12 protein-coding genes and 1 other annotated feature (1 of these 13 cut by a window edge) are annotated in these 12,780 nt (G+C 49.5%); of the genes, 6 read left to right on the top strand and 6 right to left on the bottom strand.

The window, feature by feature from the left end:
- Window positions 1-284 precede the first annotated feature (284 nt).
- Together JUF10_RS08610 and JUF10_RS08605 are read right to left on the bottom strand one after the other, a co-directional pair.
- Window positions 285-1,532: a replication-associated recombination protein A gene (locus JUF10_RS08610; RefSeq protein WP_203641821.1), complete on the bottom strand. Its 1,248-nt coding sequence runs from the start codon at window positions 1,530-1,532 to the stop codon at window positions 285-287.
- A 44-nt stretch (window positions 1,533-1,576) separates the two neighbouring features.
- Complete coding sequence (locus JUF10_RS08605) at window positions 1,577-2,032, bottom strand: YueI family protein (RefSeq protein ID WP_203641783.1); 456 nt, start codon at window positions 2,030-2,032, stop codon at window positions 1,577-1,579.
- A 75-nt stretch (window positions 2,033-2,107) separates the two neighbouring features.
- On the opposite strand from JUF10_RS08605, the gene JUF10_RS08600 reads away from it, so the two are divergent.
- Complete coding sequence (locus JUF10_RS08600) at window positions 2,108-2,707, top strand: DUF1054 family protein (protein ID WP_203641782.1); 600 nt, start codon at window positions 2,108-2,110, stop codon at window positions 2,705-2,707.
- Between the two features lie 117 nt (window positions 2,708-2,824).
- Window positions 2,825-3,871 carry an AI-2E family transporter gene (locus tag JUF10_RS08595; protein WP_203641781.1) on the top strand — a complete coding sequence of 349 codons (1,047 nt, stop codon included), beginning with the start codon at window positions 2,825-2,827 and terminating at the stop codon, window positions 3,869-3,871.
- A 66-nt stretch (window positions 3,872-3,937) separates the two neighbouring features.
- On the opposite strand, the gene JUF10_RS08590 is transcribed toward JUF10_RS08595, so the two are convergent.
- The 3 genes from JUF10_RS08590 to msrC form a co-directional block, all read right to left on the bottom strand.
- Window positions 3,938-4,138 carry a hypothetical protein gene (locus JUF10_RS08590; protein WP_203641780.1) on the bottom strand — a complete coding sequence of 67 codons (201 nt, stop codon included), beginning with the start codon at window positions 4,136-4,138 and terminating at the stop codon, window positions 3,938-3,940.
- A 113-nt stretch (window positions 4,139-4,251) separates the two neighbouring features.
- Window positions 4,252-4,857 carry a 30S ribosomal protein S4 gene (gene rpsD, locus JUF10_RS08585; protein WP_125685608.1) on the bottom strand — a complete coding sequence of 202 codons (606 nt, stop codon included), beginning with the start codon at window positions 4,855-4,857 and terminating at the stop codon, window positions 4,252-4,254.
- A 198-nt stretch (window positions 4,858-5,055) separates the two neighbouring features.
- On the bottom strand, window positions 5,056-5,523 hold the full coding sequence (gene msrC / locus JUF10_RS08580; protein ID WP_203641779.1) for a free L-methionine (R)-S-oxide reductase MsrC: 468 nt from the start codon (window positions 5,521-5,523) through the stop codon (window positions 5,056-5,058).
- Window positions 5,524-5,709: 186 nt separating this feature from the next.
- On the opposite strand from msrC, the gene ezrA reads away from it, so the two are divergent.
- From ezrA to thiI, 3 genes are all read left to right on the top strand, one after another.
- On the top strand, window positions 5,710-7,437 hold the full coding sequence (ezrA, locus tag JUF10_RS08575) for a septation ring formation regulator EzrA (protein ID WP_203641778.1): 1,728 nt from the start codon (window positions 5,710-5,712) through the stop codon (window positions 7,435-7,437).
- Window positions 7,438-8,013: 576 nt separating this feature from the next.
- Entirely contained in the window at window positions 8,014-9,159 is a 1,146-nt protein-coding gene (locus JUF10_RS08570; protein WP_203641777.1) for a cysteine desulfurase family protein, read from the top strand.
- A gap of 30 nt (window positions 9,160-9,189) precedes the next feature.
- Window positions 9,190-10,407, top strand: a complete 1,218-nt coding sequence (gene thiI, locus JUF10_RS08565; protein ID WP_203641776.1) for a tRNA uracil 4-sulfurtransferase ThiI — start codon at window positions 9,190-9,192, stop codon at window positions 10,405-10,407.
- A 192-nt stretch (window positions 10,408-10,599) separates the two neighbouring features.
- Here thiI and JUF10_RS08560 read toward each other — a convergent pair whose 3' ends face one another.
- The gene (locus tag JUF10_RS08560; RefSeq protein ID WP_203641775.1) at window positions 10,600-11,586 is read right to left on the bottom strand and encodes a D-2-hydroxyacid dehydrogenase; all 987 of its coding nucleotides are present in this window, start codon (window positions 11,584-11,586) and stop codon (window positions 10,600-10,602) included.
- A gap of 612 nt (window positions 11,587-12,198) precedes the next feature.
- On the opposite strand from JUF10_RS08560, the gene tpx reads away from it, so the two are divergent.
- Window positions 12,199-12,708: a thiol peroxidase gene (tpx, locus tag JUF10_RS08555; RefSeq protein WP_203641774.1), complete on the top strand. Its 510-nt coding sequence runs from the start codon at window positions 12,199-12,201 to the stop codon at window positions 12,706-12,708.
- 23 nt (window positions 12,709-12,731) lie between these two features.
- Window positions 12,732-12,780: a binding site (T-box leader), on the top strand; it runs 167 nt beyond the window's last position.

Here is a 12,780-nt window from a genome sequence, read left to right as displayed (position 1 = left end):
GGGCAAAAGAAAAAGGCCATTCAATGGAATGGCCTTCAAAGCACGAGGCTTTGTTTGATCTAAGTGGTGCCGTTAATTGTCTAGTCATGTTGACCCGCGATGACAATGCAGGGGGGAGCGTCTGATAAAGTTTTTGACTTCCAAGTGAAAAGGCATGTCAGCTGCGATATCGTTAGGCGTTCCCGTTTAAGAATTACTTGTTCGGCAACTTGTAGTGAGACAACGCGTACACCTTAGAACCACTTGTATATTATCATATAAATTATAAAAATACAATTTTTCCATTACCGGTTGGCCTGTCGGAGTCGCCGGTACTGTTCGGCCAATTGAGTCTCGAAGCGGCCGTTGGTTTTGGGTTGGTAATACTCGACGCGTTTGAGGTCGTCGGGCAGATATTGTTGCTTGACCCAATCTCCGGGGAAATCGTGTGGGAATTGGTAGTCGTTGCCGTGGCCGAGCTTCTTGGCACCGCTGTAGTGGGCGTCTTTTAAACGGTCAGGGACGGCCCCATTATGACCGTTCATGACATCGGCTAAAGCGGCGTCCATTGCCAGAATGCCAGAGTTGGATTTGGGCGACAGGCACAACTCAATGACGGCGTCGGCTAACGGGATACGCCCCTCGGGTAGACCAAGTTGTTGGGCAGCCTGAACGGCTTGAACCGTCCGCCCGGCAGCCGGTAAATTGGCCATGCCCACGTCCTCGTAGGCAATGACCATCAGCCGCCGGCAGATAGAAGGCAGGTCACCGGCCGCAACCAGTTGGGCAAGATAGTGGAGTGCGGCATCGGTATCACTGCCCCGAATCGACTTTTGAAAGGCAGAAATGACATCATAATGGGCATCGCCGTCTTTGTCGCCCATCAAGGCCTTGCGTTGAAAGCAGGCTTCGGCCACTTCAAGTGTGACGTGAATCTCACCATCTTCGGCGGGAGGCGTAGACTGCGCGGCCAATTCGAGACCGTTCAGGGCACTGCGCAGGTCGCCGTTAGTCGCACCGGCCATGAATCCCAGTGCGTCGTCATCGACGGTCAGATTTAGTTTGCCCAGGCCACGTTCCTCATCCGTCATGGCTCGCTGCAAGGCAGTCTTGATGTCGTCCAGTGAGAGGGGGTGGACTTCAAAAATCTGGGTCCGACTCCGAATGGCTGGATTGATATTGATATAGGGATTTTCGGTGGTGGCACCGATCAAGACGATACGGCCACTCTCCAAGTGAGGCAGGAGAAAGTCTTGCTTGGTCTTGTCCAAACGATGGATTTCATCGAGCAACAAAATGACGGTGCCGCTCATTTTGGCTTCTTCGGCGACCACCTGCAGGTCCTTCTTGGTATCGGTGGCGGCGTTTAATTTGCGAAAAGCATACTTGGTAGAACCGGCGATGGCACTGGCGATACTTGTTTTACCGATGCCGGGCGGCCCATAAAGAATCATCGATGAAAGTAATTTAGCAGCCACCATGCGGGCGATGATCTTCCCGGGGCCGACGAGGTCTTGTTGACCGACGACTTCCTCCAGGCGCCGAGGCCGCATGCGGTAGGCTAACGGATGTTGTGCCAAAGAACGGGACTCCTTTCTTAGTGTCCTAGCAGCTTGTCGAACCAGCTCTTCTTAACCGGTTGTGCGGGTGTTGCCGGTGACTTCGGTGGGTATTTTTTACTTAATGCAATGGGACTTTGGTCGATAGCGTGATCACTAGCCACGACTAGACCAAGGTCACTGTCGTTGACGCCGTAGATGATGTCCTGGCGAATCGTAAATTTTAGATTATGCTGACTTGCCAACTTGAGGTACGGGGCGAGGTCGGCCTGGTCAACGTGGCCGTTTAGGATGACCTGATAGTCTGGGTGCGCGCTGATCTCCGTGATAAATGGATTCAGATTGTCGCGGTCCGTGACTTCAGCGATGGTCATTGCCAAGGAGACCCGCTCACGAAATGTGCCCAAGTAATGGCGCTGCTCATCGGGATTGATCTTCGGCGTGCCGTAGACGGAATTTTGTAAATGTTGCTCCATTTGACTCTTTTCTGCCATGGGATTCCCTCTTTTCAAGTTAGTCTCACTAGTATAACATGGAATCGGATAGACGTTTAGGAAGGGGGCTTTGGGATGTATCAGGACCAAGATTTTCACGTGTGGGACGACCAAACGTTGCCGGGACGCTTGGGAAAGATTCGGGCCCAAATTGATCCGAAATTCGTGCAGACGGTCACAGAACTCGCGCCAGTTTTTGCGGAGCTCGCCGTGCCGATTTACGACCATATTTCGCAGCATCGGCGCCGGTCGAAAAATCCGCCGCCGGATACCTGGGTTGCGTTTAGTACGTCCAAACGGGGGTACAAGATGTTGCCGCATATCGAGGTGGGGTTCTGGGACGACCGGTTCTTTATTTGGTTGGCCGTTTTGCAGGAAGCGAAGAACTGCCAAGCCTTACTGAGTAGTCTGAAGGAAGATACGGTCATGCGGCTACCGGTGGGCTTTGCGTGCGGCGGTGACCATACGGACAAGGACTGCGGGGTGCCGTTGACGCGGGAGAATTACCAGGCGCTGATGGCAACGCAGCCGAACCGGCACGCCGAATGGCAGGTTGGCCGTAACTTCATGCGGGGCAGCGACTTCTTCACGGTGTCGGCGGCCGAACAGACGCAGATCATTCAAGACACTGTACGAGCATTGTTGCCGCTGTATGATCAATTGATTCGTATTTAATGTTGACGGGGAATCTGGAAGTTAGTTTCCAGATTTTTCTGTGTTCTGGTGGTTGGTTGCAATTGCTGGGACACATGTGTAGGCTGAAACATAACTGGGGTCGAAGGGGGATTTTTAGTGATTGAGATACTGAAACGGTGGTGGCAAAACCCGCTGACAACGTATTATTTGGCGTTGGTACTGCTGATCATCATTGCGTGGGAGGTTCGCGACTTCCTGTCGTTGACGCTCTTTACAATTATTTTTATCTACTTAGGGAATGCGGCCATCATGGGCATCGAGCGTCACGTTCATCTGCATCATTTGTGGTCGACGCTACTGGTCTACATCCTATTTCTGGGGATTTTGGTGGCGGCATTTGGCCAGATCATTCCGCCGCTGGTGTCGGAGGCGTCTAGTCTGCCGCACACGTTGGACGCACTGATCAAGACCTATCCGCAGCTGGAAACGTCCGTCACCAAGCTGGTGAAAAATCTGTCGCAAAATGCGTCGGTCATCAGCAATGGGAAGATGCTGTTTACTAGCGGAATCGGTAAACTCTCACGGCTCAGTTCAGGGGTGGAGACGGTGGTCTTGGCCTTCTTCTTCAGTTTTATTTTTAACCTGACGAAGAATCAGCTGAAGACGTTCGCCCACGCCTTTACACGGAGTCGCTTTGCCGGTCTGTTCGTACCGATGGGCGAGCTGATTTTGAAATTTGTCCACATCTTCGGCACGGTCATTGAAACTCAACTGGTGATTTGCACGATCAATACGCTACTGATGGTCTTAGGGCTGTGGGCAATTGGCATGCCTAGCTTACTGATTTTGGGAATCCTGGTCTTCTTCTTAGGCCTGATTCCGGTGGCTGGGGTATTGATCTCGCTGATTCCACTGACCGCGGTAGCCTTTATCACGGGTGGTCTGATCCGCGTTCTGGCGGTACTGGTACTGGTCATCTTAATTCACATGTTCGAATCGTACTTCCTCCATCCGCGGCTAATGGCAAACGCCACGAACCTGCCGATCTTCGTCACTTTCATTACGTTGATCGTCAGCGAGCGCATCTTTGGTGCCTGGGGATTGCTAGTTGGGGTGCCACTGGTGGCGTTCTTCCTAGATGTCTTTGACGTGCAGCTGAAACCGAAGCGAATTACGTCGGAAGAACTGGCGGATAAGAAATAAAAAGTGCATCAAAATAAGCTTAGCACCCCAAAGTGAGTAGGGGATGCTAAGCTTTTCTTGTTGAAACTAGTGAACGAGTAACTTGGCAATGATAAAAATAATCAGCAAGCCAGTGTAGTAGGCCAACGTTTTATTAGTCACTTTAGGCGTCTTGTTGTGGCGGTCGCGTAACCACAAGACGAAAACGACGAGTAAGGCGATTACGGCCAGACCGAGTAGGATGTTTAAGATGGATGACACGCTCATGACGACATTTAGGATAGGCATAGTGAAGCCTCCAGTATGTATTTCTGCCAGCAGACGAGCTGCTGGCAGATTATGATATGAAAAAAGCCCTGCCAAACGGCAAGACTTCGTTCAAACCAATTAAGAACTTAATCTTAACGGTTGTAGTATTCAACGATAAGAGAATCGTCGAGTTCTGCATCTAATTCTTCACGTTGTGGTAAGCGGGTAAGGGAACCTTCCAGCTTGTCAGCGTCGAATTGGACGTATTGTGGACGACCAACAACGGCTTCAACAGCGCCCTTGATGATAGTCATGTCCTTGGACTTTTCACGAACTGAGACAACTTGGCCAACTTCGACTTCGTATGAAGGGATGTCAACGCGCTTGCCATCAACAGTGATGTGACCATGGTTAACCAATTGACGAGCTTGACGACGAGTCGTTGCCAAACCTAAACGGTAAACCACGTTGTCCAGACGACGTTCGAGTAAGATCATGAAGTTAGTACCATGGGTACCTTCCTTGATCTTGCCGGCACGCTTGAACAAGTTGTAGAATTGACGTTCAGTCATGCCGTAAGTGAACCGGAGCTTTTGCTTTTCACGCAATTGCGTACCGTATTCAGAAAGCTTCTTTTGACGACCTTGACCATGATCACCAGGTGCGTAAGGACGACGGTTTAATTCTTTACCAGTGCCGGAAAGGGATACCCCTAAACGACGGGAAATACGCCAGCTTGGGCCAGTGTAACGAGACATAGATAGTTCCTCCAATAAAATATTATTTGGAGTAAAATAAGCTGTATATAAGTTTAGTATTCGTGCAGGTTGCTTTGCAGGTTTCACCGTATGCAGCCGCAGGTTACTTCCTGAACCAATTGAACGGCAACAATCTGTTGACGAGCTTACCACTTATCGCTGCATTATTTTACACAAACACCAGTATAACCAGAATGGCTAGTCTTTGTCAATGTGTTTCAACAAAACACGAGCGAATTCTTCCAAAACGGCTTGGTCATCCGCTGAGAAACGGTCCTTGCTAGGGGAGTCGATGTCCATGATACCAATCTTACCGTTAGCGGTGGTCAGGGGAACGACAACTTCCGCATTACTGGCGGAGTCGCACGCAATGTGGCCCGCAAACTGATGGACATCGGCGATGCGTTGGGTCTCCTGCGTGGCTAAGGCCGTTCCGCAGACGCCACGATTATTTTCAATGTGCATGCAGGCCACGTTGCCTTGGAAGGGTCCGAGGACTAAATCGTCGGTTTCTGGCTGGTACAAATAAAAGCCGGCCCAGTTAACATCGTCCAGGGTTTGTTTCAACAGTGCTGACGCATTTGACAAGTTAGCAATGACGTTGGTTTCTCCATGTAAGAGCGCGTCAAGTTGTTCAGTGATTAAAGGATTAATTGAATCACTCATTTAAAAAGACCTCCTGTGGATGATTGTGGTAATTGAATATAGGAAAAAAGGTTAAGGTAATCATGAAAACCTAGTGAAGCGTAAGCGTGACTTATGCTATAATCGAAATTAGATTAAATTGTAAAATGAACCGAGTTATTTTGCAACTCGTTAAACGTTTAAAAGCGGATGAAGGATGGGGTCAAAATGTTAGGTGTTCTAATCGGAGTCGTCGTAGTGGCGATTATCATCTACGTTGGTGTACTCGTTTACCAGCAACGAATACGACAACAGGTGGCGGCGTTAACTGCAAAAAAGAAAACGATGGTGGCAATTCCACTAGCTGACGAGGTCAACCTTGTCGGTGAATTAAGTTTGACCGGGCAGTCGTTGGAACAATACCAACAGTTGCAGGCCGACTTTACTGACATCAATGAGAACCGGTTTACCCGTATCGACCAGCAGCTGGCGAAGCTGACCGAAGACTCACGGGGGCTAAATTTGGTGGGCCTACGTCGCGACCTCAATAAGGTGGTTGAGTTGGTTAACCAAACGGATGAACTTGTCCAGTCCGTTCAGGCCAAACTAGCAGCCTTACAGGAAGTCGACAAGCAACACCGACAGGCCGTTCGTGATTTGGAGCAAAAGTACCAGGACTTGCGGAAGACGCTGCTGGCGAAGAACTTTGCGTTTGGTCCCAGCATTGATGGTCTCGAAGAGCGACTCAGTCAATTAGAAGATAATTTCGACACGTTCACGCGGTTGACCCAGTCAGGGGACCACGAACGGGCCGCCGATGTGTTGAGTCAATTACAGGACGATACGGCTGACCTTGAAGACCTCATCAAGGCCATCCCACCGCTGTACAAAGATTTGACCGTCGTTTATCCCGACCAAGTTAAGGAATTAAAGGGTGGCTATCAACAGTTGACGGCCGACCACTATCAATTTGGTGACGAAAACATTCCTGAGTTGATTCAACAAGTCGCTGACCATATTAGTGAGAACCTAGACACGTTAAGTAAATTGCGACCAGACGATGCTAAAGTCGTCAACGACCGGATTTCTGGCCAAATTGATCAGCTCTACGATTTAATGCAAACTGAAATTGATGCCAAGGACCCAGTCGAAGCCAACCTGGATGGCGTGGCTAAGTTTATTGCCCACGCGCAAAACCAGAGCCACACGTTGCTTAGCGAATTGGATCGCCTGAGTCAAAATTACACGTTGGATCATCAAGAGCTGGAGACGGCACGTGAGCTCAACGAGCAGTTACGAGCCATCGACGGCATCTATCAGCGTGACGTACAGGATCTGACCGGGAAGACGGCGACCTACTCGCACGTTTTGGAACATCAAAAACAACAAGAAAAAGACTTGAAGCAAATTGAAGAACAACAAGCACAGATTTTAAACAGTGTGGCTGGGTTGGCCGATGAAGAACGGCAAGCCCGTGACACCCTGCAACAGTTCGACTTTAATCTACATAGTTTACGGCGCCAGGTGGAGAACTTAAATCTCCCCGGAATTCCGCAGGATTACTTGGATTATTTCTTTGTGGTTCGCGATGAGGTGGCGCAGTTAGCGACCGATATGGATCAACCCCAGATCGATATGGAGCGAATCACCAAGCAATTACTGATCATTCAAACGGATCTGGACACCTTGCAGGAAAAGACGGATGACCTGATGGACAGTGCGCAACTGGCAGAACAACTGCTGCAATACGCAAACCGTTACCAGACGAGTCATGAGAACGTCGCTGAAGCCAGCAAGAAGGCCGCAGAACTATTTGAAAAGAATCACCAGTACGCACAAGCACTGGAAACCATCGCCACGGTATTAGACGACGTGGAACCCGGCTCCTACAAGCGTTTGGAAGATGCCTATTACCAACGTAAGGGAACGGCGAAGCCAAAACGCGACGACGAATAAACTGATTTAAAATTGAACACGGGCGTTACGTTAAGCGACTATGAGTAATAGTGACGCTGACGTAACGCCCGTCTTAGTTTTTTAAGCAGAGGTATTTGAACAAAGCACTGTTTGAAAACCGTTGCTAGTCGTCTTCGTACGTTCAGCTTGAAACTGACTTATCATGATGTGTGGAATGCGATGCTGCTTTCGTTGAATACTACAACCGTTAAGGTTTATTACTGAAGTTGTTTTCGGACACTAGTGTAAGCCGAGAGGTCGCCAGATATGGGCCTAGGCGTGTCGTTCTGCTTAGTTGACGGTGAACTTCCGCCGGCTTAGCAGAAGACCAAGCTTGTAGACTCGTGGTTTTCGAGGCTTCAAGTTGTGTCCGCACCGTTCCGGCCCATATCTGGCGGCCGGTAAGGCGAAGGTACCACTAGGTTGCCAAGGTAAGGACTACCAGTTCCTAAGGAAATTCACCAGAAAACCACGTGATTTAGGCCGCGCCACTTGTGGTTCGTAAGGTTTGTGTTTATAATGAGAAAGAATTTCTATCGGAGTCGAACCAATAGAAAAGAGATAAGAGGGTTCTGTATGATTTATTTTGATAACAGTGCAACGACCAAGGCAGCGCCCGAAGTCGTTGATACTTATGCAAAGGTCAGCGCAAATTACTGGGGTAATCCTTCAAGCTTACACAAGTTTGGGGAACAAGCTTTTAACCTGCTTGAACAATCCCGGCAACAGATCGCTGATTTATTAGGCGTCAAGCTCAGTGAAATCCTATTCACCAGTGGTGGTACCGAGGGTGATAACTGGGCCATCAAGGGAACAGCGATGGCTAAGCGGGAATTTGGGAACCACTTGATCACGACCGAGGTCGAACATCCAGCGGTCCACAATTCCATGGAACAGCTCAAGCAACTGGGTTTTGAAGTCACTTATTTACCAGTCGATGAAAACGGGCGGGTCTCCGCAGAAGACTTACGGGCCGCCATCAAGCCATCGACGATTTTAGTGTCCACGATGGCTGTGAACAATGAAATCGGGGCCGTACAACCACTCGATGAAATCGCGGACGTCTTGCGTGACTTCCCCCGGATTCACTGGCACATTGATGCCGTTCAGGGAATCGGGAAAGGCTTAGCCGACAAGATTTTTAACGATCGCGTTGACTTTGTAACGTTCTCTGGCCACAAGTTCCATGCGCCACGTGGTATTGGCTTCATGTACAAACGGCAAGGTCGTAAACTGGACCCATTGATGGCTGGTGGGGGTCAAGAACGTAATCTGCGTTCTGGGACCGAAAACTTACCGGCTATCGCTGCCATGGCAAAGGCCTTGCGCCTGTTGCTCGACAACGAGTCGTCGAAGGTCAAGCGCCAACGTGAGATTCGTTTGGCCATTTTGCATCACGTCGAAAAGTTCCCGAACGTGACGATTTTCTCTAAGGACCTCCCCGTCTTTGCACCGCACATTCTGTGCTTTGCCATCGCCGGTGTCCGTGGTGAAACCATCGTGCACGCCTTCGAGGAACACGACATTTACATTTCAACGACGAGTGCTTGTTCTTCTAAGAAACACGTAGAATCTAGCACGTTGCAAGCTATGAAGATCGATGACGGCATCGCTACGAGTGCTGTGCGAATCTCTTTGGACGAACACAACACCATGGCGGAAGCCGAAGAATTTAACCGCGTGTTTGACGAGTTATACACACAATTTGCCAAATTAAACTAAAAGCAACAAGCAAACGAAAGGGGTCGCGCAATGGAATACAGCGAAATTATGGTCCGTTACGGCGAGCTGTCGACGAAGGGTAAGAACAAAAAAGACTTCATCAAGCAGCTGGGCCAAAACGTCCGCAAGGCGCTCAGTACCTTTGAAGGTATTGAAGTCAGAGCACAACACGACCGCCTACATGTGACGTTAAACGGGGCGGACTCGAAAGCTGTTATGAAACGGTTGAAGGGTGTCTTTGGTATCGAAAACTTCTCGCCTTCGGTCAAGGTCGAAAAAGATATCGATGCCATCAAGGAAACGGCCGTGGCCATGGTCAAGGAAAGCTTCAAACCAGGCATGACCTTTAAAATCAATACGCGGCGTCAGGATAAGGAATTCGAGTACGATACCTACCAGATGAACGAAATTCTTGGGAGTACGCTACTTGAAAGCATCCCCGAACTGACCGTTAAGATGAAACACCCCGACCTGGAACTACGGGTCGAAGTACGGATGAACGGGGTCTTCTTATCCGGTGAAACCGTTCAAGGTGCCGGTGGGTTGCCCGTTGGGACTGGTGGCAAGGCCGTTATGATGCTCTCCGGTGGGATCGACTCACCGGTTGCGTCCTACTACGCTTTGCGGCGCGGTGTCAAAATTGATATGGTCCACTTCTTCAGTCCGCCATACACGTCCGAACAAGCCTTAGCTAAGGCTAAGGAATTAACGGCGCGTTTGGCTGGTTACTCTGGTGGCATTCAATTTATCCAGGTGCCATTTACCAAGATTCAGGAAACCATCAAGGAAAAAGTTCCCGAAGGTTACCTGATGACGATTCAACGACGCTTGATGTTACGGCTGACGGCAGCGATTGCCGAAAAGCGTCACGCCAAGGGAATTTTCAACGGGGAATCGTTGGGCCAAGTGGCCTCACAAACGTTGGAAAGCATGGCGGCCATCAACGATGTTACGTCCATGCCAATCTTACGGCCACTCTTGTCGATGGATAAGACGGAAATCATCAAGGTTGCCGAAAATATCGACACCTATGACCTGTCCATTTTGCCATACGAAGACTGCTGTACGATCTTCACGCCGCCAGCACCCAAGACGCATCCTGACTTGGAAAAATCGCGGAAGTACGAAAAGTACATTGACGTTGAAGGCTTGATGCAGGAAGCACTCGACGGGATTACCATCACGGAAATCCGGCCAGGGGACAACTACCTGAACCAGAATGAAGACGTGTTTGCTGAATTATTGTAAAAAGAGTGCGCCTAAGGGCGGTTAGCTGGCGAGCATTAAGGCGGATAAGCGAATAATCCCGAACTTGGATTGTTTGCTTATCCGGTTTAAGCGGAACCAGCTGCCCTTAGGTACACGTTTCAGCAATTGAAAATTAGAGACATGAAAAAGGACCGTGCAATCGCTGCACAGTCCTTTTTGTATACAACAAATTTAGTTAACCGCGTGCCGACTCTTTTTCCCGTCAATGATGTCCTTAGCATCATTTAACGCGATTTCCAGCCCGTTCTTCACGGCCAGTTTGGTAAAGAAGGCGACGTGGGGCGTAACGATCACGTTTGGCATGGCGTTCAACTCTTGGAAGTCCTTGGGCGTCTCGGCATATGGCTTTTCGAGACGGAAGAAGCCGACTTCGTTAGCCAGCGTATCCAGTCCGGCACCAGCGATTTCCTTGGCCTTGAGGGCGTCAATGAGTGCTTGCGTGTCGACCAATTCGCCACGGGCCATGTTGATCAGAATGGCGTTGGGCTTCATTTTCTTCAAAGCAGCCGCGTCGATGATATTCTTGGTCGAGGGGAGCAGTGGCGTGTGTAGCGAGATAATGTCGGATTCCTTTAAGACCGTTTCCAGGTCGGTGTAGGTCGTATAAGGCTCCAGACCGGCATCGTAGAAGGGATCGTAGGTTAAGACCTTGGCACCCAGTGCGCTGTAGATCTGGGCGGTGGCCCCACCAATGTGCCCGGCGCCAATCAGACCGACCGTGCAGTTGAAAATCTCAGTACTGCTCATCGATGCGTCCCAGGTAAAGTTGCCAGCGGCCATGCGGGCTTGATACTCACCGATGTGGCGCAGCAGGTACATCGCTTGCGTCACGCCCATTTCGGCAATGGCCCGTGGTGAGTAGGAGGCCACGTTGGTCAGGGTGATGCCGTGCTTGCTAGCAGCGGCAACGTCCTGATTGTCGACACCGACTTGACGAACGGCTAGTTGCTTGATACCAAATTTTTCAAAGGTGGCGTAGGCCTCTTCGGTAACGGGGGCAATTCCTTTAGAGGAGACACCATCATACCCCTTCGCTAATTTAGCCGTGTCCGCGGTGAGCGCTTCACTCGTCGTGCCAACCTCGACGTTATTTGCCTTGCCCCAGGCCTGCGCGTAGGGTTCCTCGATATCGATAACACCGTAACAAAAGATTTTCAATCTGAAAGCCTCCAATTGATATTTTTAAACCGCTTTCTTCAATTGAACTACAGAGGGGGTAGGGAGTGCAAGTCGAAAGGTGGTTTTTGGTGGAATTTATTTCTGGGTATTAGGCAATGTATCGTCCCCAGACCAAACATAATATAATTAACTTTATATTATATTCATGGAGGATACTACTTTTGAAGATGGACTAAATATGGTACGGACAATATCAAATTAAGTAGTCTTACGAAGCAAGAGTAATAAAATAAAAGCACAGTCTGAGCCGGAGGAGGACAGGGACGTAGCCAGCCGTGGTAATCTTGAAAGCTGGCCGCTGGCTAGCTTTCAAGATGGGCGACTTTTAAGACATGTGTTTTTCATGGCTTAAAAGCGAGTCGGAGGACCGCTTCTCAGTCCGGAGCGTCCCCACAGCAGGCGGAATCCCTGGCAGCCGGAGCGCGGCCATTTCAAGCTATACTTTTCCTTGATAAAACCGCTATAAATCACTCATTAATTAGTTTTTTCGTATTTTCTACCAAAAAGCTTGTCTTTCACCCGCTGAATGCGCGATAATTGAAGCAATTAATCGGTGAAGAGCCGATAAATATCTCGAAGGGGTTGATCTGCGTGGAAGTTACACGACTCGGCGATACATTCTCTCTTTCCGGCGACTTGCCAGAAGTAGGGGATCAGTTACCAAAGTTTAAGGTGTTTGATCAGGACAATGTCAAAGTTAAAACTGCTAATTTAATTGGTAAGGTGACTTTGATCAGTGTTGTTCCGGACCTCGATACGCCCGTTTGCACGATTCAGACGCGGAAGTTTACCCAGCAGGCAGACCACTATCCAGACGCCAGATTCTGCACGATCTCAAATAATTCGATTGCAGAACAAACTGGTTGGTGTGCCGCTCAGGGTGTGGAAAACGTTGACCTGTTATCCGATGAAGAATTGTCATTTGGATACGAAATGGGCCTGTACGTTCCTAACCTGGGGAACCTGGCCCGGTCAATCTGGATCATTGATGACACTGGTAAGATTGTTTACCGGCAAATCGTCAAGGAACAATCGAGTGAACCAGATTACTTGGCTGCGATTAACGCCCTCGAAAAGTTAGTCCCACGTGTTGACCTTTAGGCTAAAATTGAGTAGACTATGTGAAAGTGGCGTTGAACAAGTCAGTAGTATTAGTTAGACCGCTTAGAGAGC

Origin of the sequence: Levilactobacillus andaensis (genome assembly GCF_016861695.1) — a bacterium.
Lineage (GTDB): Bacteria > Bacillota > Bacilli > Lactobacillales > Lactobacillaceae > Levilactobacillus > Levilactobacillus andaensis.
Note: the sequence above shows the minus strand (reverse complement) of the source record. Positions and strands in the feature narration are given on the sequence as shown.

Coding starts and splice junctions, on each gene's coding strand:
- JUF10_RS08570 (WP_203641777.1), top strand. CDS start 8,014: ATGATTTATTTTGATAACAGTGCAACGACCAAGGCAGCGCCCGAAGTC.
- JUF10_RS08590 (WP_203641780.1), bottom strand. CDS start 4,138: ATGCCTATCCTAAATGTCGTCATGAGCGTGTCATCCATCTTAAACATC.
- msrC (WP_203641779.1), bottom strand. CDS start 5,523: ATGAGTGATTCAATTAATCCTTTAATCACTGAACAACTTGACGCGCTC.
- JUF10_RS08605 (WP_203641783.1), bottom strand. CDS start 2,032: ATGGCAGAAAAGAGTCAAATGGAGCAACATTTACAAAATTCCGTCTAC.
- ezrA (WP_203641778.1), top strand. CDS start 5,710: ATGTTAGGTGTTCTAATCGGAGTCGTCGTAGTGGCGATTATCATCTAC.
- rpsD (WP_125685608.1), bottom strand. CDS start 4,857: ATGTCTCGTTACACTGGCCCAAGCTGGCGTATTTCCCGTCGTTTAGGG.
- thiI (WP_203641776.1), top strand. CDS start 9,190: ATGGAATACAGCGAAATTATGGTCCGTTACGGCGAGCTGTCGACGAAG.
- JUF10_RS08600 (WP_203641782.1), top strand. CDS start 2,108: ATGTATCAGGACCAAGATTTTCACGTGTGGGACGACCAAACGTTGCCG.
- JUF10_RS08610 (WP_203641821.1), bottom strand. CDS start 1,532: ATGCGGCCTCGGCGCCTGGAGGAAGTCGTCGGTCAACAAGACCTCGTC.